Raw genomic sequence first — 20,095 nt, 5'->3', positions numbered from 1 at the left:
CAGGCACCCTGGTGTGCAGGGTGCGGCCCCCAGGCCGTCGCCGTCCCGGTACCGCCGTGTCAGATGGCCGCCTTCTTCAGACGCCTGCGCTCACGCTCGGACAGGCCGCCCCAGATCCCGAAACGCTCGTCGTTGTTGAGGGCGTACTCAAGGCATTCGGACCGGACTTCGCAGGCGAGACAGACCTTCTTGGCCTCTCGGGTGGAGCCGCCCTTCTCGGGAAAGAAGGACTCGGGATCGGTCTGGGCGCACAGCGCGCGCTCCTGCCAGCCGAGCTCTTCGTCCGCGTCCTCGACCAGCAGTTGCTGGAACAGCTCGGTCATGTGCGCCCCTCGTCTGTCTCTTGCGTCCCCGTGATGCGGCCGTTATCGGGCGGCCGAACGACACGAGTGAAATTACAAGTGTGTAGCTTCGGGCCAGTCAAGCGAAGATCTGCTATTGGCCTCGGGATTCACTCTGCGGAACCAAGCGTATGCAGAAAGTACCCAAATCACCAAAAACCTGACATATGCCTCAGGCTCCGCCGACCGAAGCTTCTCACTGAGTGAGACGAGCGGGCCCGGCCCGACGTTGCGGTTTGATCACCGAAGCGACCAAGATCACATTAAGGTCACGGTGCGTCAACCACGTTCACGGACACGGCTGATGCGCCACCTTGCCTCCGAGAGGGGGGCTAAAACCTTTCTCCTTTCACGGCAACCGGATGGGGTGAAACATTGCCGCCAAATCGGGCATTGGGTTGACAAGGGGCGGGCCCAGCCGCTCTTCTTGACCCCATGCCAGCGACCGCAGCGATGTACACGACCCACGTCCGTGGGTTCCGTACCGCTGTCCAGGCACGCTGTTGCTGTTCCAGCTGTCACAGCTGTTGAAGCCGTAGCGCTCCAGCTCTGATCCAGCCGCGTCCCACCGCATTCCGGTCTCCGCGACACCCCACGCACGCGCATCCACATGCCGAGGAACCACCGCACCCATGAACAGCGACAGCGATCTCTCCATCGCCGGCGACATCCTCGAGGTCCAGCACCTCCTGCGGCCCGCCGCCCCCCACCCCACCACGGTGGCCGGCTTCGTCGGCCTCGCCCGCTCCATCGCGGCGGACCGCACGCGCTGGGCCCCGCTCGTCCGGTACGACACCACCACCCGCTGGTACCACCGGCTGCACCAGGGCCCGGGCTACGAGGTATGGCTCCTGAGCTGGGTGCCCGGCCAGGGCAGCGGCCGCCACGACCACGGCCTCTCCTCCGGTGTACTCACCGTCCTGGAAGGCGAGTTGACCGAGCACACGGTCCGTGGAGCGCAGTCGCTGCACGCCGGTGCCCAGCGCGTCTTCGCCCCCGGGTACGTCCACGAGGTCGTCAACGACTCGCTGCAGCCCGCTGTCAGCCTGCACGTCTACTTCCCGGGGCTGACCCAGATGCCGATGCACGCGGCACGGTGCGAGGCGGCCACCGGGAACCCCGTACCGGCCGTGTGACCCGCGGCCGCACAGGACCGGGCTCCGCCTGACACCCCACCCGTCGCCCGCCACCACCCCCACAACGGTCAGGCTCCGCCTGACAGACTGTTGGGCATGCGCATTGTGGTTCTGGCCGGCGGTATCGGTGGTGCTCGTTTCCTGCGTGGCCTCAAACAGGCCGCGCCCGACGCGGACATCACGGTGATCGGCAACACCGGTGACGACATCCATCTGTTCGGGCTGAAGGTCTGCCCCGACCTGGACACCGTGATGTACACCCTCGGCGGTGGCATCGACGAGGAGCAGGGCTGGGGGCGTACCGACGAGAGCTTCCGGGTCAAGGACGAGCTCGCCGCCTACGGTGTGGGCCCCGAGTGGTTCGGGCTGGGGGACCGTGACTTCGCCACCCACATCGTCCGTACGCAGATGCTCGGCGCGGGCTATCCGCTGAGCGCGGTCACCGAGGCCCTGTGCGCACGGTGGAAGCCCGGGGTCCGGCTGATCCCGATGACGGACGACCGGGTCGAGACGCACGTGGCGATCGACGCCGACGGCGAGAGCAAGGCCGTCCACTTCCAGGAGTACTGGGTGAAGCTGCGGGCCTCCGTACCCGCGCGGGCCGTCGTGCCGGTCGGGGCCGAGCAGGCCGAGCCAGCGCCCGGGGTGCTCGAGGCCATCGCCGAATCGGACGTGATCGTCTTCCCGCCGTCGAACCCCGTCGTCTCGGTGGGCACCATCCTCGCCGTACCGGGGATCCGGGAGGCGATCGCCGAAGCGGGGGTGCCCGTGGTGGGGCTCTCCCCGATCGTCGGGGACGCCCCCGTCCGGGGCATGGCCGACAAGGTGCTGGCCGCGGTGGGCGTCGAGTCCACCGCCTCGGCCGTGGCCCGGCACTACGGCTCGGGACTGCTCGACGGCTGGCTCGTCGACAGCGTCGACGCCGGGGCCGTCGACGAGATCGAGGCCGCCGGGATCCGCTGCCGGGCCGTCCCCCTGATGATGACCGACGTGGACGCCGCCGCCGAGATGGCACGGCAGGCCCTGGCGCTGGCCGAGGAGGTACGGGCATGAGCGCCGGCCCCGCGGACACCGCGCCCTCCTACCGTGTCTGGGCGCTTCCCGGCATGCCCGAGGTACGGGCCGGCGACGACCTCGCGAAGCTGATCGCCGCGACGGAGCCCGGGCTGGCCGACGGGGACGTACTGCTCGTCACCTCGAAGATCGTCTCCAAGGCTGAGGGCAGGATCGTCCAGGCCGAGGACCGGGAGGCCGCCATCGACGCCGAGACGGTCCGGGTGGTCGCCAGGCGCGGGACCCTCAGGATCGTGGAGAACCGGCAGGGCCTCGTCATGGCGGCGGCCGGCGTGGACGCGTCGAACACCCCCGCCGGGACGGTTCTCCTGCTGCCCGAGGACCCGGACGCCTCGGCCCGGCTGATCCGGGACGGTCTCAGGGACGCGCTCGGCGTCGACGTCGGCGTGGTCGTCACGGACACCTTCGGCCGGCCCTGGCGCAACGGGCTGACGGATGTCGCGATCGGGGCCGCCGGGGTCAAGGTCCTCGACGACCTGCGGGGCGGTACCGACGGGTTCGGCAACCCGCTCAGCGCCACGGTCGTCGCCACCGCCGATGAGCTGGCCTCGGCCGGCGACCTGGTGAAGGGCAAGGCGGCCGGGCTCCCGGTGGCGGTGGTACGCGGCCTCGGCCATGTGGTGGCGGACGCCCCCGAGGAGGGTGCCCGCGCCATGGTGCGGGTCGCGGCGGACGACATGTTCCGGCTGGGCACGTCCGAAGCGGTGCGGGAGGCGCTGAACCTCCGGCGCACCGTGCGCGAGTTCACCGACGAGCCGGTCGACCCGGGCGCCGTACGGCGCGCGGTCGCGGCCGCGGTGACTGCTCCGGCCCCCCACCACACGACGCCGTGGCGCTTCGTCCTGCTGGAGTCGGAGAAGGCCCGCGTACGGCTGCTCGACGCCATGCGGGACGCGTGGATCGCGGACCTGCGGCGGGACGGGCGCGGCGAGGAGTCGGTGGCCCGGCGGGTGCGCCGGGGCGACGTCCTGCGCAACGCGCCGTACCTGGCCGTGCCCTGCCTCGTCATGGACGGATCGCACACCTACGGGGACGAGCGCCGGGACACCGCCGAGCGCGAGATGTTCGTGGTCGCCGCCGGCGCGGGCGTCCAGAACTTCCTGGTGGCGCTCGCCGGTGAGCGCCTCGGCTCGGCGTGGGTGTCCTCGACGATGTTCTGCCGGTCCGTGGTGCGCGAGGTCCTGGACCTGCCGGACACCTGGGATCCGCTGGGTGCCGTGGCCGTGGGCCATCCGAAGGGGACCCCGCCGGCCCGGGCACCCCGGGACGCCGGCGCGTTCGTCACCGTGCGCTGAGGAGGAGCCTGCCGGGCTGGACGGTGTCGTCGAAGTGGCTTCGCCCGCCCTTGAGGGCGGGGTCGGCCGGGTCCGGTGCGTGTGATCGCACGGCGGAGGAGGGCGGCGACGCTCGCGTCGTCGACCTGCGTCGACCCGGCGAGCGCGCGTGCCGGACCCGGTCGGCCAGGAGGGACTTCGACGACACCCTGACGAGCTCGTTAGAGCCGGGCGATGTCGCGCGGTGTCATCCGCGGGGCCCGGCGGGCCGGGGTGTGGCCGGAGAGCATGATCAGCCGGGTCGCGCGGTGGCGCTGGCCCTCGTAGGGGGCGAGGAGGGCCAGCATCTCCTCGTCGTCGGCGTGCCTGTTGCCGGCGAGGGCGTGGCCGACGATGCCGGGGAGGTGGAGGTCGCCGACGGTCACCGCGTCGGCCGCGCCGTTCGACCGCTGCAGGGTCTCCGCCGCGGTCCAGGGGCCGATGCCCGGGATCAGCTGCAGTCTGGCCATCGCCTCGGGGAGGTCCATGGCCGCCGCCTCCTCCATGCGCCGGGCCGCCCGGACCGCGCGCAGGATCGTGGCCGAGCGCTTCGAGTCCACGCCAGCGCGGTGCCACTCCCAGGACGGGATCAGCGACCAGGTCCGCGCGTCCGGCATGACGTACAGCCCGTGGGCGCCGAACGCCTCGTCCGCCGGTCCCGGGGCTGGGGTCCCGTAGGTGCGGACCAGGAGCCGCCAGGCGCGGTACGCCTCGTCGGTGGTGACCTTCTGTTCCAGGATCGACGGGATCAGCGACTCCATGACCAGCCCCGTGCGCAGCAGGCGCAGGCCCGGCCGCCGGTGCTGGGTCAGGGCCACGAGCCGGTGGCGCGGCTCGAAGGCGTCCGGGGTGTCGTCGGCGCCGAGCAGGGCCGGGAGTCCGTCCAGGAGCCACTGCGCGCCCGGACCCCACGCCGCCGCGGCGACCGTGCCGTCGCGCCGCGAGGAGACGCGCAGGGTACCGGGGCCCGCCGGGGTGCGGGTGGCCCGCCAGAAGGTGCCGTCGGGCAGCGCCCGGTAGGCCGGGTCCGCCGGGCCCCGGCGCAGCGGGCTCAGGACGAGCCGCAGGTCCAGCGGTCCGGTCGGGGTCCAGGTCCGGGTCAGCGGGGCGGACGCGGCGTCGCCGGGCCCTGCCGCCGGCTCCTGCCGGGGCACGGCGGTGGTGCGGGGTACGAAGCGTCCTGCCACAGGGGTCCTCGGTCGTCGGGGTGCCGGGGGTCGCCGGGCGGATCAGGTCCGCGCCGCGGTCCCGGGCGGATTCCGCCGGGCACCCCTGTGACGAGGGTACGGCCGGCGGGCGGCGTTCACTGGTCGGACGAGAAGCGGACCGAGGCGTCCGGGAGGACCGCGCCGCACCAGACGCGGATGCCGTCCCGGAGCTCGTTGTCGGCTCCGACCTGGGCTCCGTCGCCGATCACCGCACCGGTGAGGACCGTACGGCTGCCGATCCGCGCCCCGGCGCCGACGAGTGAGTCGGTGATCACGGCGCCCGGTTCGACCACGGCGCGCTCCAGGACGGTGGAGCCCGAGATCCTGGCGCCCTCCCCGATCAGGGCGCCCTCCCCGACGACCGTGCCGCCGGTGAGCTTGGCGCCGGGGGCGACCGACGCGGTGGGCAGCACGAGCCGGTCGCCGCAGCGGCCGGGAACGGCCGGGGAGGGGGCGCGGCCCAGGACGAGGTCGGCGGAGCCGCGTACGAACGCCTGGGGGGTGCCGAGGTCCAGCCAGTAGGTGGAGTCGACCATCCCCTGGAGGTGGGCGCCGGACTCCAGGAGGCCGGGGAAGGTCTCGCGCTCCACGGAGACCGGCCGGCCCTCGGGGATGGTGTCGATGACCGACCGGCGGAAGACGTACGCGCCCGCGTTGATCTGGTCGGTGACTATCTCCTCGGGCGTCTGCGGCTTCTCCAGGAAGGCCGTCACCCTGCCGGTGGCGTCCGTCGGCACGAGGCCGAAGGCGCGTGGGTCCTCCACCCGGGTGAGGTGGAGGGAGACGTCCGCCCCGGAGGTGGCGTGCGCCGTGACGAGGGCCCGGATGTCGAGGCCGGTGAGGATGTCTCCGTTGAAGACGATCACCGGTTCGTCCGGGCCCGAGGTCAGCCGCGACGCCACGTTGCGGATGGCCCCGCCCGTACCGAGGGGGTCGTCCTCGGTGACGTACTCGATGGAGAGGCCGAGCGAGGAGCCGTCACCGAAGTACGGTTCGAACACCTCCGCCAGGTAGGACGTGGCGAGCACGATGTGCTCCACCCCGGCCGCCCTGGCGCGAGCCAGCTGGTGGGTGAGGAACGGCACCCCCGCCGCCGGGACCATCGGTTTCGGGGTGTGCACCGTGAGCGGGCGCAGCCTGGTGCCTTTGCCGCCGACCAGGAGGATCGCTTCTCTTGCCTCTGTCACAGCGCCGTCTCTGCTTCCTGCTGGGGCCGGGCCTCGTTCGGCTGGCCAGTGTATGCAGACCGGCAGGGGCCTCCCGGTCAGCGGCCCTGCAGCTTCGCGGAACTGGTCCGTACGGTGCCGAGCTTGTTGTAGAGACGGATTCCCGGGCATTCGGTTGCGAAGCCGTCCCGGTGCCCGGAGATGACGTTCAGATTGGCCTTGGCGCCCTTCGCGTACTTCCCGCTGCCGCCCGAGACGAGTGTCACCTTGCCCTTGGGGTTGCGGCCGAAGAGTCCGAGCTTCCACGCGGTGAGCTTGGCGATCGCGGTGACCGCGGCGGCGGGCGGGGTCTTCGAGCTGTAGGTGCCGAGTACGGCGATGCCCATGCTGTTGGTGTTGAAGCCGAGGGTGTGCGCGCCGAGCACGGCCTTGGTCACGCCGCCCGCCCGGCCTTCGTAGATGTTCCCGCACTTGTCGATGGCGAAGTTGTAGCCGATGTCGCGCCAGCCGCTGCTCTTGACGTGGTAGCGGTAGATACTGCGAAGGACCGAGGGTGCCTGGGCGCAGGTGTAGTTGTTGCCGGTCGCGCTGTGGTGGACGAAGGCGGCCTTGACCGTCGAGGTGTAGGCGAAGGTGCGCTCCCGCAGGCTCTCGTCGGCGCCCCAGCCCTTGCGCGTGACGATGCCCGGGCGGGGCCCCACGTACGCCTTGGCGGCCGCTCCGACGACCGCCTGCTCCTCGGACTCCTCCTTGCTCAGCGCGGGGATCATCGTGGCGCCGAGCGGTGCGAGATCGGCGTTGACGGCTGAGCTCTCCGCCGCGGCGACGCTGGTCGTCGCCGTCTCGGGCAGCGTGCCGGGCTTGGGTGCGGTGGCGGGGGTGGCGGTCCCGGGGGCCGGGGTGTCCTCGGCGCGCGGCTGGTCCGGTTCGTCGCCCGGATCGACGAGTTCCACCCGCAGTCCCGCGGGGAGGAGGGGCGTCTCCTCGTCGTCTCCGCTGCGCGGTCCGGCGCTCTCGGAACGTACGCGGACCTCGACGCCGTCGGAGTCCCCGACCCAGAGCGGGGCGGTCGAGCCGCGCACGGTGCCCGACTCGCGCTCGGGGCTCCCCGCGTCGGCGGCGTGGTCGGTGTTGTGGGTCTCCAGCGACTGCCAGCCGGTCCAGGTGGTGGTGCCGGCCCTGCGGGTGCGGACCTGGACGGTGCCGTGCAGTTCGGCGTCGGCGTCGTCCCAGACGACGCCGACGAGTGAGAAGCGGTGCGAGCCGCGGCGGTTGAGTCCTTGCTCGGACCCGGGCCTCGTGGATTCGGAGGGCGTACCGGTGGCCCTCGACGAGGTGTCACCGAGCGGCCGCAGGGGCAGCGACTGGGTCGAGCCCGCCGGCTCGACGGGGGTGGCCGCGGGTGTCTGTGCGACCCGGGCGGGGACGGGGGCGGCGGGGGCCGGTGCGGCGAGCGGAAGGGTGAGTGCCGTCGCACAGGTGACGCCGATGGAGGTTGCAAGAAGTGCACGCATACAGGAAATCCTTGACAGAACCCGGCATTCCCGGCTACTGGAGTGCGCGCGCCTCCAGCTGACGCCCCGTCTGCCGAACCGGTGTACGGGGCACCCGTCACGTCCGGACGGGCCCGCGTCCGCCACGTACCCTTGCGCGGATGAACGCCAGTGATCGCACCCCCGCCGACCTGCTGCGATCCGCGCTCGCCGCGGACCCGGCCCGCCCACTCGTCACCTTCTACGACGACGCAACCGGAGAACGCGTCGAACTGTCGGTGGCCACCTTCGCCAATTGGGTGGCCAAGACGGCCAATCTGCTCCAGGGTGAGCTCTCCGCCGAGCCGGGCGACCGGCTCGCCCTGCTGCTCCCGGCCCACTGGCAGACCGCCGTCTGGCTGCTCGCCTGCTCCTCCGTGGGGGTGGTCGCCGAGGTGCAGGGCGACCCCGCCTCCGCCGACCTGACCGTCTCCGGGCCGGACTCGCTCGACCGCGCCCGCGCGTGCCGGGGTGAGCGGATCGCGCTGGCCCTGCGCCCGCTGGGCGGCAGGTTCCCCCAGCCCCCGGAGGGGTTCGCGGACTACGCGGTGGAGGTACCGGGCCAGGGTGACCGCTTCGCCCCGTTCGCCCCCGTGGACCCTGCGGCACCGGCCCTGACCGTGGCGGGCACCGCCCTGACGGCGGACCAGCTGGTCGGCCGGGCGCGCGAGGACGCGGCGCGGCTCGGACTCGGACCCGGCTCCCGGATCCTGACGGGGCATGGGTACGACTCCTGGGAGGGGCTGTCCACAGGGCTCTTCGCGCCGCTCGCCACCGGGGGTTCCGTGGTGCTCTGCCGGCACCTGGACCGGCTGGACGCGGCGGGGCTGGCGGGGCGCGTCGAGAGCGAGCGGATCACCGCCACCGCGGTATGACAAGCGCTCCGAGCACCACTCGTCCGGCCCATGGCGTGCCGAGCCCCCGGGACTGCGCACCGACGGCGGTACATGATCGGCGGTACGAAAGCACCGCCGGGAATGCCCTCTGGATGCACAACCAAGCGTGAGGCTCAGCCGTCTACTTCTGCGACCGGCGGCCCCTCGTGCCGCCGAAACGTGAAGGATGGACGCAGACGTGAGCGACAGCCCCGGTACCCCGGCCGACCCGGAGCGCCCGGACCACCAGGCCGGGGGCGGGCCGGCGGACGGGACCGGGGACCCCTCGCGGGAGACACCCCGGGACGACCGGTCCGGCGGTGAGTCACCCGCCGGGGAGGATCCGGGTCCGGACGCGGGCGACGGTGCGGGGGGCGGCGGCGACGGGACGTGGTCCGCGCGCCCCGGCCGCGCCGCCGGGGGCCGGCGTCACTGGCTGCGCTGGACCGCCCTCGGCGTCTCGTTCCTCGTACTCGTCGCCGCCGGTGTCGGCTGGTGGCTGTACCGGAAGCTGGACGGCAACATCACGACCGACACCGGCGCCGCCGCCGAGCTGAAGGCCTACGAGAAGGAGCGCCCGCGGCCCATCGCGCGGGACGCCCAGAACATCCTGCTGATCGGCTCCGACACCCGCTCCGGCGACAACAGCGCCTACGGGCGCGACGACGGCGGGAGCCAGCGGTCGGACACCACGATCCTGCTGCACCTCGCGGCCGACCGCCACAGTGCGACGGCGGTGTCGATCCCACGGGACCTGATGACGCAGATCCCCAGCTGCCACACGGCGGACGGCAAGGCGACGCAGGCGAGGTTCGCCCAGTTCAACTGGGCCTTCGAGCTCGGCGGCACGGCCTGCACGATCCGCACGGTCGAGAAGATGACGGGCATCCGCGTCGACCACCACATGGTCATCGACTTCAGCGGCTTCAAGGACATGGTCGACGCCGTGGACGGCGTCGAGGTCTGCCTCAAGGAACCGGTCGACGACAAGGACGCCCACCTCAAGCTCCCCGCGGGGCGCCAGGAGCTCAACGGCGAGCAGGCCCTGGGTTACGTACGCGCCCGCAAGTCGATCGGCGACGGCAGCGACACCGAACGCATGGACCGTCAGCAGAAGTTCCTCGGGGCCCTGGTCAACAAGATGCAGAGCAACGGGGTGCTGCTGAACCCGACGCGGCTCTACCCGGTCCTGGACGCCGCGACCAAGTCGCTGACCACGGATCCCGGCCTCGACTCGCTGAGGGACCTCTACGACCTGGTGCGCGGGATGCGGAACGTGCCGACGGAGAAGGTGCAGTTCCTGACCGTGCCCCGCACCTCCTACCGGGCCGACCCCAACCGGGACGAACTCGTTCAGCCCGACGCCGACCGGCTGTTCACGCAGCTGCGGGAGGACGAACCGGTGGCGGTGGTGCCGGCCGAGGAGAATTCAGGGGATTCACAGGCGGATCACAGCTCCGGGAACGAGCGGCCGGCCGAAAAGCCGGGCTCTCGGACCGGAAGCCCGACCCCGGCACCCACCTATTCGGGGTCGAATGCGGCCGACGACCCGTGCGGCACGTAAAGCAATTCTCAAACAATGGGCGGTAATCGCGACAGAACAGGCGGAATGCCCGGTTATAAAGGGCGTGGAATCTGTCACGCCCGGCCCCGGCGGCCGATTCCGCCGGATAGTGTGACGCGATCCGGTACGCGCGGCCTCGGGGCCCCGCGGCCGGAACGAGCGACCGGACGCCCCGACGGGAAAGCGTCCGCGCGGTACCGACGGAGGACTCAGCAGCCGTGGACGGGCACAGCCGTGGGCGGGCGGAAGGAATTCGCCGACCGGTGGACCGGTTCCTCGCGGACCTTCCGTCACGAATTGCGACCGGTTCGCTCCGAGGCGGAGTCGCCGCTCCCTTCCGTTCGTCCCGAGGGGATTCGTGCACGGTGCCGCACGTGGGCAGTGGCATGACATGGAGGCGCGGGGATACCCGTCATCGGACCGGCAATGGCGCCGGGCGGTATGCGACGGCCGGCGTCGGCACGGCGGAATGCGCGAAGTGACGGACAGTCGCGCCACAACGGAATTCTGAGATGCAGGGGGGTCCGGTGGGACGGAGCAGCGTACGCGGAGAGGGGACACGGCCGCGCGGCCGCCACGACGGGCCTCCAGGCTCCCGTGGGGCGGAGTCCGCGGGCGGCCGGGGCCGGCGTTCCGGGTCCGCCCCTGCGGGCGAGGGGCCGGGCCGGGGGCGGCCGGACCGTCGGGCCCGGCGGGCACCCAGGAACGGCAGGCGACGGGTCCTGCGCTGGGTGGCGACCGTACTCGCGCTCCTGATACTCGGCACCGGCGGGGCCGGTTACCTCTACTACAAGCACCTCAACGGGAACATCAGGAAGGAGGATCTGACCCTCGGCGACAAGCAGATGGCCGACCACAAGGCCAACGCCGCCGGACAGACCCCCCTGAACATCCTGCTCATAGGCTCCGACGCCCGGGACTCCGAGGCCAACCAGAAACTGGGCGGCGCCAAGGAGACCTTCGGCGGGACGCCCCTCGCCGACGTGCAGATGCTGCTCCACCTCTCCGCCGACCGCAGCAACATCTCCGTCGTCAGCATGCCGCGCGACACCATGCTGAAGATGCCGAAGTGCACCGACCCCGAGTCCGGCAAGGTGTACCCGGCCAGCACGGTCGACGTGCAGACCAACGAGAGCCTCGGCCGCGGGGGCCCCGGCTGCACGGTCGCCGCCTGGTACGAACTGACCGGCATCACGATCGACCACTTCATGATGATCGACTTCGCGGGTGTGGTCTCCATGGCCGACGCCATCGGCGGCGTCCCGGTCTGCGTCGACGCCAACGTCCACTCGCGCGGCAGCGACGGCAAGGGGTCGGGACTCAAGCTGAAGGAGGGCACGACCTCCGTCAAGGGCAAGCAGGCCCTCCAGTGGCTGCGGACCCGCTACGGCTTCGAGGACAACACCGACCTCGGCCGGACCAAGGCGCAGCACCAGTACCTGAACTCGATGGTCCGCCAGCTGCGCAAGGGCACCAAGCTCACCGACCCCGGCAAGCTGATGAACCTCGCCGAGGCGGCCACCAGCGCGCTGACGGTCGACAAGGGCCTCGACACCGTCAAGAAGCTGTACGACCTCGCCGAGGAACTCAAGAAGGCCCCCACCGACCGCATCACCATGACGACCATGCCGAACGTCTACGGCACGGGACGGTTCTCCGGGCGCGTGTACCCGAAGGCCGGGGAGGCCGAGCAGGTGTTCCGGATGATCCGTGAGGACATCCCGCTCGACGGCAAGGCGTCCAAGCGCAAGGCGCCCGTGGTCAAGGACGCGGCCGCCCCGGACGACCAGATCGCCGTGAGCGTCCGCAACGCCACCGGCACGGACACCATGGGCCCGGCCCAGGGTCGGGCGAGCGCGGTCAAGGGACTCCTGACCGACGCGGGCTTCACCAAGGCCTCGGTCGACTCGCAGAACACCGACCCGGCGGCCAGGACCGGCCTCCTCTACCCGAGCGCGGACCTGCAGGGCGACGCGCAGGCGGTCGCCAAGGCCCTCGGGATCCCGGTGAGCCAGGTGCAGAAGTCCACCGGCGTCTCGGGCATCGTCCTGGCCGTGGGAGCCGACTGGCGCGAGGACGGGGCGTACCCCGCCAAGGCGGTCGACGAGAAGACCCCGGAATCGGCGAACCCGCTCAACGGTGCGGACGAGGGCGCGTGCATGCACGTCAATCCGAACTACACCTGGTGACCGTGCGGAGATGAGGAAGGGCCCCACCGGTGGTGGGGCCCTTCTCCGTGGCCTGTCGGCGATCAGGCGGTCTGCTCCTGGACCGCGGGGCGGCGCCCTGCGATGACCTTCCTCGCCAGCGAGCGGGGGCTGGTCAGGAATCCGTAGCCCCACGACATGTGCATGGTGGCCAGCGCCAGGGGGATCTGTGCCCGCGCCTTCAGCGGCAGCCCCTTCCCGGCGGGCAGCGACCCCGCGACGATCGCCGCGGCGTAACCGGCGGGCACGACGAAGGCCCAGGGGGTGACGGCGGCGCCCACCACGAGCCCGGCCGCCATCGCGCAGACGGCGGTGGGAGGGGCGAGGTAGCGCAGGTTGATCGAGCCGGAGTGGTAGCGGGCGACGACGTGGCGCCAGCGGCCGTACTCCTTGTACTGCTTGGCGAGCGCGCGGACGCTGGGGCGCGGGCGGTACTGCACCTTCAGCTCGGGCGAGAACCAGATCAGGCCACCCGCCTCGCGGATGCGGAAGTTCAGCTCCCAGTCCTGGGCGCGGATGAACTCGACGTTGTAGCCGTCGGCACGCTCCAGCGCCTCCCTGCGGAAGACCCCCAGATACACCGTCTCGGCCGGGCCGGCCTTGCCGCCGGTGTGGAAGGCCGCGTTCCCGACGCCGATCTTGGAGGTCATCGCGGCGGCGACGGCGTCCTCCCAGGCGTTCTCGCCCTCGGCGTGCATGATGCCGCCGACGTTCTGCGCCCCCGTCTCCTCCAGGAGGCGGACCGCTGTCGCGATGTAGTCGGGGGACAGCATCCCGTGTCCGTCCACGCGTACCACGATCGGGTGATGTGAGGCCTTGATCGCGGCGTTGAGGGCGGCAGGGGTGCGGCCCGTCGGATTCGGGACCGTCTGGACCCGGGAGTCCTCCCGGACCAGCTCGGCCGCGATCTCGTCCGTACGGTCGTTCGAGGGGCCGAGGGCGATCACCACCTCCATCTCACCGGCGTACTCCTGCTCCAGGATGTGCCGGACCGCGTTCCTGAGATGGCGTTCCTCGTTGAGCACCGGCATGATCACGGAGACGGCGGGGTACTGCGCGGCAGACATGTGGTCCTCGGGTCCTCGGGGGTGCCAGGGCTCCGGGGGGTTTCGCACCGGAGGAGGTGGCGTGATTCCGCCGCCACGTTACCGCGAACGAGGGACAGCGGCGCGCGCCGCTGTGCCTTCTCCCGGTCTGCAGATCGTATGGGCCTACCGTGCGAAAGTCCCACTCGCACCGCGGAGGTGTCCCTCGTGCCCACGCCGCACCGATCGCCCCGTCCCCCGCACCCCCGCACCGCTCCCCCGCGCCGCAGGACGTCGCGGCAGCCCGGCACGGCGGCCGGACGGCCCGCACCGCGGAAGCGGGCGGGCGCCCGGAAGGAGCGGCCACGCTGGGGCATGCGGATCGCCACCGGGCTGTCCGTGCTGGTGCTCGGTGCCGGTGGCATCGGTCATGCCGTGGTCAGCGGTCTGGAGACGGGGATCGACCGGGTCGACCCGTTCAAGGACATGAAGAACCGCCCTCAGGGCGGTCACGGCATGAACTTCCTCCTCGTCGGCACCGACGGCCGTGACCGGATCTCCGCGGCGGAGAAGAAGAAGTACAGACTGGGCGGCGCCCCCTGCCACTGCACGGACACCCTGATGCTCGTCCACCTCTCCGCCGACAAGCAGCGGGCGAGCGTGGTCAGCCTGCCGCGCGACAGCTACGCCGAGCTGCCCGCGCACACCGACGCCACCACCGGCAAGGAGCACTCGCCGCATCCGGTGAAGCTGAACGCCGCGTACGCCGAGGGCGGGCCCCACCTGACGGTCCGGACCGTCGAGCAGATGACGGGCGTCAAGATCGACCACTACCTGGAGGTCGACTTCACCAGCTTCATGAAGACCGTCGACACCCTGGGCGGGGTGGAGATCTGCACCGCCAAGCCGCTCAAGGACTCCTACACCGGCCTGGACCTGACCCCCGGCACCCACACGCTGGACGGCGGCCAGGCCCTGCAGTACGTGCGCTCCCGCCACCTCGACGGGGCGGCCGACCTGGGCCGGATGCAGCGGCAGCAGAAGTTCATGGCTGCCCTGATCAAGCGGACGACCAGCAGTGGTGTGCTGATGAACCCGGTGAAGTTCCAGCAGGTGGCCTCGTCGATGCTGGAGTCCGTGCGCGCCGACAAGGGCTTCGGCACGGAGCAGATGCTGGAGCTCGGGAAGGCGATGCGCGGCTTCACCCCCGCGTCGTCCGAGTTCGCCTCCGTACCGTTGGAGGAGAAGGGCCTCCAGGTCAAGGGCATCGGCGCCACCGTGAAGTGGGACGCCGCGCGGTCGAAGAAGATGTTCCGCGCCCTGCGCGAGGACCGGCCGCTCGCCCAGCACGTCCCGAAGGCTCCCGAGGCGACGCCCGTCGACGTCGCCCCGGAGCAGATCCGGGTGCAGGTCTTCAACGGGACCACCAAGGACGGTCTCGGCCAGGAGGTCGACGCGGCGCTGCGGGCCACCGGTTTCAACACCACCCGCGCCCCGCTGAACGGCGGGCCGAGCGACCTGACCCGCACACGGATCACGTACGACCCGCGGTGGGACCGTTCGGCGAAGACCCTGGCCACGGCGCTGCCCGGCTGCGAGCTGCGGCCGGTGAAGGGGCAGGGCGCGACGATGGAGGTCACCGCGGGCTCCGACTTCACCAAGGTGCGGCGGGTCAAGGCGGAGGACGCCCGGCGAGGGGAGTTCGGCACGGTCACGGGCGACCAGGTGGTCTGCCCGTGACCGCGCCCGCGCGTTCAGTCGTCGATGCCCTCGGCGGCGCGCTGCTCCCGTAGCTCCTTGATCGCGCGACGGCGGGCGAGGCGGTGCGTGCGGCGGATCTGGGCCTCCTGGTAGCGGCGCCTGTCGCGCTCCGTCTCCGGAGCCACCTGCGGGACGCGGCGGGGCTTGCCGTCCTCGTCCACCGCGGCGAACACGAGGTAGGCGCTGCCGACCTGCTGGGCGGGGGTCGACTCGTTCCACCGTTCGGCCATGACCCGGACGCCGACCTCCATCGAGGAGCGGCCGGTCCAGTTGACCTGGGCCTTCACGTGGACGAGGTCCCCCACGCGCACGGGCTCCAGGAAGACCATCTCGTCCATGGAGGCCGTCACGGCCGGGCCGCCCGAGTGGCGGCCGGCGACCGCGCCCGCCGCGTCGTCGACCAGCTTCATGATCACGCCGCCGTGCACCGTGCCCAGCAGATTGGTGTCGTTGCCGGTCATGATGTGACTGAGAGTGGTCCGGGACGCCGAGGTCGGCTTGACCGGAACATCACCCTCCGTTTCCTGCGGCTGATCTGTCATGCCCTCCACCTTATGCGGGGGCTTGCGCCCGGTTGCATTGCATCAGCTTGGCAACAGCCACGCCCCGATCCCCGATACACCCTGTAAGAGCCCCCGGCCGAGACGGCACACTGGTCGGCATGAGCGATTGGCCCGAAGGACGGAACGGCGGACCCGGCGAGCACTACGGGCGGGGCAGTGCGAGCCCGCAGCCCGAAGGCGCCCGCGCCATGCCGCACGTCCGGCGGCGCCCCGCACCGCCGCAGTCCCCGCCCCGCATCCCGCCGCAGCAGGGCCAGGGCTACGACGGCTACGACGAGGCCCCCGGCTACGACAGCGGCTACAACACGGGCCAGGTCTACGGCGGCGGGCGGGGCGGCGGACACGGCGGGGGCGGTGGCTACGGCGGCGACAGCGGCTACGTACAGCCGCGACCCGCCCCGAACTGGGGCCGGCGGATCAAGGTCGGCGTGCTGACCCTGGTCGTCGTGGTGCTCGCCGTCTCCGTCGGCACGTACTTCTGGGCCGACGGGAAGCTCAAGCGTGACGTGGATCTCTCCAAGGTCATCGACCGGCCGGAGGAGGGCGACGGCACGAACTACCTGATCGTCGGCTCCGACAGCCGTGAGGGCATGACCGACGAGGACAAGAAGAAGCTGCACACCGGCTCGGCCGAGGGCAAGCGGACCGACTCGATGATGATCCTGCACGACGGATCCAACGGGCCGACCCTGATCTCCCTGCCCCGTGACTCGAACGTCGAGATCCCCACCTTCGTCGGCTCCGAGTCCGGCAAGAAGTTCCCGGGCACCGGCCGCCAGGTGAAGCTGAACGCCGCGTACGCCGAGGACGGCCCGGAACTCCTGGTCCGCACCATCGAGTACAACACCGGGCTGCGCATCGACCACTACGTGGAGATCGGCTTCGGCGGGTTCGCCAACATCGTGGACGCCATCGGCGGCGTCGAGCTGGACATCCCCAAGGCCTTCAAGGACAAGAAGTCCGGCGCCGACTTCCAGGCCGGCAAGCAGACCCTGAACGGCGAGCAGTCCCTCGCCTTCGTCCGCACCCGGTACGCCTTCGCCGGCAGCGACCTCGACCGTACGAAGAACCAGCAGAAGTTCCTCGCGGCCCTGGCCTCCCAGACGGCGACCCCCTCGACGATCCTCAACCCGTTCAAGCTCTACCCGACGATGGGCGCGGGTCTGGACACCCTGGTCGTGGACAAGGACATGTCGCTCTGGTCGCTCGGCAACATGTTCTTCGCGATGAAGGGCGTCACCGGCGGCGAGGGCACGTCGATGAACATCCCGCTGACGGGGCAGAGCGTGAACGGCAACCTGATCTGGGACAAGGACAAGGTCAAGCAGCTCGTCGGGCAGCTGAAGAACGACGAGAAGGTCACGGTCAAGGGCAGCTGACCGGATCACGGGCGAGGGCGGGCCGGGGAGTACGCTCCCCGGCCCGCCCCATGACCTCGTCCGCCCGCCGCCGGGCCCTCACCCGCGGAAGGTGATGGTGCCGCGCCGCCTGACCCCGTCGAACTTCGCCGGGTCGACGGACGGGCGTGGCGCCGGCCTGGAGGCCATCAGCTTGATGGTGTCGCGTCCGGCCAGGGCCGCCTGCCACTGCCCGAGGTCCGGGCGGCTGCCGTAGTCCCCCGCCGCCTGTGCCCACAGACGTTGCACCGCGGCCTCGCGACGCTCGTCCAGCGTCCCCGGCACCGTGACCAGCTCCCGGCCGGGTGCGACGTAGGCGTCCTGTGCCAGCACCCTGCCGATCATCAGGGCGGCCTTGTACCGGTCGCTGTCGACGGAGGCCGACCCCCTCGGTGCGCGGGGATCGAGCCAGTCGGGGGTGTCGGCCTGGTCCAGGACCGGGCGGTGCCCGACCAGCCGTGCGCCGTCGCAGTCGAGGAGATACGCCGCCGGACCGGGACGGACGGCCCACAGGACGTTCGCCTGCGAGAGATCCCCGATGACCAGCCCCATCGAGTGGAGCCACCGGTACATGTCCGTCAGCGCCACCGCCAGAGCGAACCGCTCGGCAGGGGACGGCTGGACGACGGCCTGCCAGGCGGGTCTCGCTTCGCGCAGCAGGTACGCAAGCTCCGTCAGCTTGCTGTCGCCGCGCGCCGTGGTCCACGACATGGGAGCCGGAGCCCGGTACATGAGAAATCCGGTGACCAGCTGACCGTCGACGACCCGGCACAGCGGCCAGGCCGTCTCACGGTCGAGCCGCCCACGGTCCTCGGGGCCCAGGGACTGGCGGAAGGCGACGAGGGCGGCGAGTGCGTCACCGTCCACCTTCCTCGGCTCCCGGTAGCTCTTGTACAGGAGTCCTCCCGGCCCTCCGACCGTGTGGACCTCCCCCTGCCCGCCGTCCCCGATCTTGCCCAGGAGGTGCAACGCCGCCCTGGGGGTGTCGGCGCCGTCGCGCTCACTCATTCCTGCCCTCCCAGAGCACCACGGCAGTCCGGTCGTCGTCGTACGACTTCACCCGGAACTGCGTCTGCCAGAGGAAGTCGGCGGGCCCCGGCACCGTGCCGCCACCCCAGGCCGACGCCAGGAAGGCGCGCATCTCCGGTTCCCCCGCGAGCGGTGTCGACAGCCCGTCGGTGCACAGGAGGAGGACGTCGCCCGGCGCGACCGGACCGATCACGGATGTCGTCGCCGACCGGGCCAGGGGCAGCGCGTCCGTGCGGGTGTCGATCACGCCGGAGCCCTCGCCACCGGCCTCGGTGATGTCCAGGGTCCAGCGTCCCGCGCGCAGCAGAGCCGTCCCGCCGTCACCGACGGCGAAGAACCCCCGGAGCCTGACGGCGGGGTCGAGCGGCACCAGCAGCACCCGCAACGTCGTCGCGTAGGCCGCCGGGGGATGCCCGTTCCGCAGTGCGAGGTCCGTGAGCAGGACGGCGATCTCGCCCACCACACCGTCCACCAGCTGGGCCAGCGCCGCGCCGTCGCCCGCTGCCAGGACGGCGCACAGGTCTTCCGCGGCACGGTCCAGGTAGGCGGCCGTCAGCCGGCAGGCCTCGTTCGACCCGACGTGCGAGTGCGCGGCGGAGCCGACGCCGTCCGCCACAGCGAGGACGAGCAGCTCGCCCGCGCCGGGCCTTCCGATCCGGGTGACGCACAGGGCGTCCTGGCGCGGCTCGCCGAGGTAGCGGTGGGAGTCGCCGCGCACGGAAGCCGCGCGCACACACGACGAGCCGTGCTGCGCACCGTCCACGACGATGTCGGGGAGCACGGCGGCCGCCGGATCCGCGCCCACGTACGGCAGCTCCAGGGGTACGGGCGGATACATCGGCGGCTTCGTGCCGCTGTGCGCGGGCTCGCCCAGCGTGGGCGGCGGCGCCTCCGACGAGGGCTGCTCCGCCGGGGCCGCGGGCTGATCCGCCCGGAACCCGCCCACCGGATGCGGTTCCTGCCGGTCAGGCTCCGGATACGTCTGCCCGTCCTCCCAGGCACAGGCCTGCGAAGGCGGGCCGTACGCCCCTCTCTCCAGGTCCGGCCGCCGGTCCGGGGCCGGACGGCTCCGGACCTCCGGGTCCGGGAGGGGAAGCTCCCGGTCGGCCTCCGGCCACTCCGGATGTGTCAGCGGGCTCACGGGGGTGGCGGCCACGACCCGCTCGGCCGTGCGCCATGTCTCGTCCAGCGGGTCGTTCACGCCGCCCTGATCTCTCATCGCCGGCCTCAGAGCTTGTCGAGGGACACGGTCGAGAAGCCGGGGACGGTCTCGTCGACAGCGAGCGTGAAGCCCGTTCCGCCGTCGGCCGCGATACTGCTGGCCGACCTCACGATCGAGCGGGTCAGGCTGGAGGCGAACTCCCGTAGCGCCTGCGCCGGCGACACCGTGGCGTCCTGCTGCATGAACGCGCGGAAGTTGGCGACCTGGCCGATCGTGACGGCCTCCGCGTCCCCGATCCCGAAGGCGATGATCTTCGGGCAGTACCGCGATTCGGTCAGTTCCTTGTGGGCGTACTCCCAGTCGTCGTCGGTGGGACCACCGTCGGAGAGGAAGAAGGCAACGGGCCGGTAGACCTCGTGCCCCTGGGCCTTGAGATCCGCCACGTCCTTCTCGATGCACCGGAGCAACGTGCGGAACGCGTCCCCGTACGAGGTCAGTCCGCCGGCGGCGAGCGCGGGCACCTCGTCGATGTCGCTCAGGTCGACGAGGGGCTGGAGCACACTCGCCTCGGTGGAGAAGCCGATCAGACAGAACCTCGTCTTGTCGGCGACCGTCGGGTTGGTGCTGATCTCGTGATGCAGTTCGGGCAGGGCGCCGTTGATCGCGTCGATGGGAGGGCCGGCCATCGACCCCGACTCGTCGCACAGCAGGTAGAAGGGAAGGATCTGCACGGTCTCGTACC

General features: G+C 71.6%; 17 protein-coding genes. 8 read left to right on the top strand and 9 right to left on the bottom strand.

Annotation, left to right across the window (positions count from 1 at the left end):
* Positions 1 to 59: 59 nt before the first annotated feature.
* The gene (locus ACFXOA_RS16275) at positions 60 to 323 is read right to left on the bottom strand and encodes a WhiB family transcriptional regulator (protein ID WP_031093859.1); all 264 of its coding nucleotides are present in this window, start codon (positions 321 to 323) and stop codon (positions 60 to 62) included.
* A gap of 650 nt (positions 324 to 973) precedes the next feature.
* Between ACFXOA_RS16275 and ACFXOA_RS16270 the strand changes: the two genes are divergently transcribed.
* The 3 genes from ACFXOA_RS16270 (at position 974) to ACFXOA_RS16260 (ending at position 3,846) form a co-directional block, all read left to right on the top strand.
* Positions 974 to 1,477, top strand: a complete 504-nt coding sequence (locus ACFXOA_RS16270; protein ID WP_385027865.1) for a cysteine dioxygenase — start codon at positions 974 to 976, stop codon at positions 1,475 to 1,477.
* Positions 1,478 to 1,573: 96 nt separating this feature from the next.
* A complete protein-coding gene (cofD, locus tag ACFXOA_RS16265; RefSeq protein WP_385027862.1) occupies positions 1,574 to 2,530 on the top strand; it encodes a 2-phospho-L-lactate transferase in 957 nt (318 codons plus the stop codon).
* Positions 2,527 to 3,846 (top strand): coenzyme F420-0:L-glutamate ligase, encoded by a 1,320-nt coding sequence (locus ACFXOA_RS16260; RefSeq protein ID WP_385027859.1) that lies wholly within the window; start codon positions 2,527 to 2,529, stop codon positions 3,844 to 3,846. Before cofD ends, ACFXOA_RS16260 begins: the two co-directional genes overlap by 4 nt.
* 200 nt (positions 3,847 to 4,046) lie before the next feature.
* On the opposite strand, the gene ACFXOA_RS16255 is transcribed toward ACFXOA_RS16260, so the two are convergent.
* The 3 genes from ACFXOA_RS16255 to ACFXOA_RS16245 form a co-directional block, all read right to left on the bottom strand.
* Positions 4,047 to 5,051, bottom strand: a complete 1,005-nt coding sequence (locus tag ACFXOA_RS16255; RefSeq protein ID WP_385027856.1) for a DNA-3-methyladenine glycosylase family protein — start codon at positions 5,049 to 5,051, stop codon at positions 4,047 to 4,049.
* Between the two features lie 116 nt (positions 5,052 to 5,167).
* The gene (locus ACFXOA_RS16250; protein ID WP_385027853.1) at positions 5,168 to 6,259 is read right to left on the bottom strand and encodes a sugar phosphate nucleotidyltransferase; all 1,092 of its coding nucleotides are present in this window, start codon (positions 6,257 to 6,259) and stop codon (positions 5,168 to 5,170) included.
* A gap of 77 nt (positions 6,260 to 6,336) precedes the next feature.
* Complete coding sequence (locus ACFXOA_RS16245; protein ID WP_385027850.1) at positions 6,337 to 7,752, bottom strand: N-acetylmuramoyl-L-alanine amidase; 1,416 nt, start codon at positions 7,750 to 7,752, stop codon at positions 6,337 to 6,339.
* A gap of 140 nt (positions 7,753 to 7,892) precedes the next feature.
* On the opposite strand from ACFXOA_RS16245, the gene ACFXOA_RS16240 reads away from it, so the two are divergent.
* The 3 genes from ACFXOA_RS16240 to ACFXOA_RS16230 all read left to right on the top strand — a co-directional run bounded on the left by ACFXOA_RS16240 (position 7,893) and on the right by ACFXOA_RS16230 (position 12,398).
* Positions 7,893 to 8,645 carry a TIGR03089 family protein gene (locus tag ACFXOA_RS16240; protein WP_385027847.1) on the top strand — a complete coding sequence of 251 codons (753 nt, stop codon included), beginning with the start codon at positions 7,893 to 7,895 and terminating at the stop codon, positions 8,643 to 8,645.
* A gap of 187 nt (positions 8,646 to 8,832) precedes the next feature.
* Positions 8,833 to 10,209 (top strand): LCP family protein, encoded by a 1,377-nt coding sequence (locus tag ACFXOA_RS16235; RefSeq protein ID WP_385027844.1) that lies wholly within the window; start codon positions 8,833 to 8,835, stop codon positions 10,207 to 10,209.
* Positions 10,210 to 10,736: 527 nt separating this feature from the next.
* On the top strand, positions 10,737 to 12,398 hold the full coding sequence (locus ACFXOA_RS16230) for an LCP family protein (RefSeq protein WP_385027841.1): 1,662 nt from the start codon (positions 10,737 to 10,739) through the stop codon (positions 12,396 to 12,398).
* 62 nt (positions 12,399 to 12,460) lie between these two features.
* Here the strand turns inward: ACFXOA_RS16230 and ACFXOA_RS16225 are convergent, their stop codons facing one another.
* Positions 12,461 to 13,483 carry a glycosyltransferase family 2 protein gene (locus ACFXOA_RS16225; protein ID WP_385027838.1) on the bottom strand — a complete coding sequence of 341 codons (1,023 nt, stop codon included), beginning with the start codon at positions 13,481 to 13,483 and terminating at the stop codon, positions 12,461 to 12,463.
* Positions 13,484 to 13,816: 333 nt separating this feature from the next.
* On the opposite strand from ACFXOA_RS16225, the gene ACFXOA_RS16220 reads away from it, so the two are divergent.
* Positions 13,817 to 15,181 carry an LCP family protein gene (locus tag ACFXOA_RS16220; RefSeq protein WP_385027835.1) on the top strand — a complete coding sequence of 455 codons (1,365 nt, stop codon included), beginning with the start codon at positions 13,817 to 13,819 and terminating at the stop codon, positions 15,179 to 15,181.
* 14 nt (positions 15,182 to 15,195) lie between these two features.
* Here the strand turns inward: ACFXOA_RS16220 and ACFXOA_RS16215 are convergent, their stop codons facing one another.
* Complete coding sequence (locus tag ACFXOA_RS16215; RefSeq protein WP_385027832.1) at positions 15,196 to 15,744, bottom strand: acyl-CoA thioesterase; 549 nt, start codon at positions 15,742 to 15,744, stop codon at positions 15,196 to 15,198.
* A gap of 119 nt (positions 15,745 to 15,863) precedes the next feature.
* Here ACFXOA_RS16215 and ACFXOA_RS16210 point away from each other — a divergent pair, with 119 nt between their 5' ends.
* On the top strand, positions 15,864 to 17,144 hold the full coding sequence (locus ACFXOA_RS16210; RefSeq protein WP_385027829.1) for an LCP family protein: 1,281 nt from the start codon (positions 15,864 to 15,866) through the stop codon (positions 17,142 to 17,144).
* 78 nt (positions 17,145 to 17,222) lie between these two features.
* Here ACFXOA_RS16210 and ACFXOA_RS16205 read toward each other — a convergent pair whose 3' ends face one another.
* From ACFXOA_RS16205 to ACFXOA_RS16195, 3 genes are read right to left on the bottom strand one after another with little or no spacing between them, the layout of a single operon-like run.
* The gene (locus tag ACFXOA_RS16205) at positions 17,223 to 18,170 is read right to left on the bottom strand and encodes a hypothetical protein (RefSeq protein ID WP_385027826.1); all 948 of its coding nucleotides are present in this window, start codon (positions 18,168 to 18,170) and stop codon (positions 17,223 to 17,225) included.
* On the bottom strand, positions 18,163 to 19,410 hold the full coding sequence (locus ACFXOA_RS16200; RefSeq protein WP_385027823.1) for a protein phosphatase 2C domain-containing protein: 1,248 nt from the start codon (positions 19,408 to 19,410) through the stop codon (positions 18,163 to 18,165). The genes ACFXOA_RS16205 and ACFXOA_RS16200 overlap by 8 nt, the downstream gene beginning before the upstream one ends.
* A gap of 8 nt (positions 19,411 to 19,418) precedes the next feature.
* The gene (locus tag ACFXOA_RS16195; RefSeq protein ID WP_385027820.1) at positions 19,419 to 20,084 is read right to left on the bottom strand and encodes a VWA domain-containing protein; all 666 of its coding nucleotides are present in this window, start codon (positions 20,082 to 20,084) and stop codon (positions 19,419 to 19,421) included.
* Positions 20,085 to 20,095 lie beyond the last annotated feature (11 nt).

This window comes from Streptomyces sp. NPDC059166 (assembly GCF_042755185.1).
GTDB lineage: Bacteria > Actinomycetota > Actinomycetes > Streptomycetales > Streptomycetaceae > Streptomyces.
The sequence above is the reverse complement of the archived record's forward strand: the minus strand, read 5'-3'. Positions and strand labels throughout refer to the sequence as shown.

Excerpts from the sequence above, each read along its gene's own strand:
- ACFXOA_RS16275 (WP_031093859.1), bottom strand. The coding sequence starts at position 323 with ATGACCGAGCTGTTCCAGCAACTGCTGGTCGAGGACGCGGACGAAGAG.
- ACFXOA_RS16270 (WP_385027865.1), top strand. The coding sequence starts at position 974 with ATGAACAGCGACAGCGATCTCTCCATCGCCGGCGACATCCTCGAGGTC.
- cofD (WP_385027862.1), top strand. The coding sequence starts at position 1,574 with ATGCGCATTGTGGTTCTGGCCGGCGGTATCGGTGGTGCTCGTTTCCTG.
- ACFXOA_RS16260 (WP_385027859.1), top strand. The coding sequence starts at position 2,527 with ATGAGCGCCGGCCCCGCGGACACCGCGCCCTCCTACCGTGTCTGGGCG.
- ACFXOA_RS16245 (WP_385027850.1), bottom strand. The coding sequence starts at position 7,752 with ATGCGTGCACTTCTTGCAACCTCCATCGGCGTCACCTGTGCGACGGCA.
- ACFXOA_RS16240 (WP_385027847.1), top strand. The coding sequence starts at position 7,893 with ATGAACGCCAGTGATCGCACCCCCGCCGACCTGCTGCGATCCGCGCTC.
- ACFXOA_RS16235 (WP_385027844.1), top strand. The coding sequence starts at position 8,833 with ATGGACGCAGACGTGAGCGACAGCCCCGGTACCCCGGCCGACCCGGAG.
- ACFXOA_RS16225 (WP_385027838.1), bottom strand. The coding sequence starts at position 13,483 with ATGTCTGCCGCGCAGTACCCCGCCGTCTCCGTGATCATGCCGGTGCTC.
- ACFXOA_RS16220 (WP_385027835.1), top strand. The coding sequence starts at position 13,817 with ATGCGGATCGCCACCGGGCTGTCCGTGCTGGTGCTCGGTGCCGGTGGC.
- ACFXOA_RS16215 (WP_385027832.1), bottom strand. The coding sequence starts at position 15,744 with ATGACAGATCAGCCGCAGGAAACGGAGGGTGATGTTCCGGTCAAGCCG.
- ACFXOA_RS16210 (WP_385027829.1), top strand. The coding sequence starts at position 15,864 with ATGAGCGATTGGCCCGAAGGACGGAACGGCGGACCCGGCGAGCACTAC.
- ACFXOA_RS16205 (WP_385027826.1), bottom strand. The coding sequence starts at position 18,170 with ATGAGTGAGCGCGACGGCGCCGACACCCCCAGGGCGGCGTTGCACCTC.
- ACFXOA_RS16200 (WP_385027823.1), bottom strand. The coding sequence starts at position 19,410 with ATGAGAGATCAGGGCGGCGTGAACGACCCGCTGGACGAGACATGGCGC.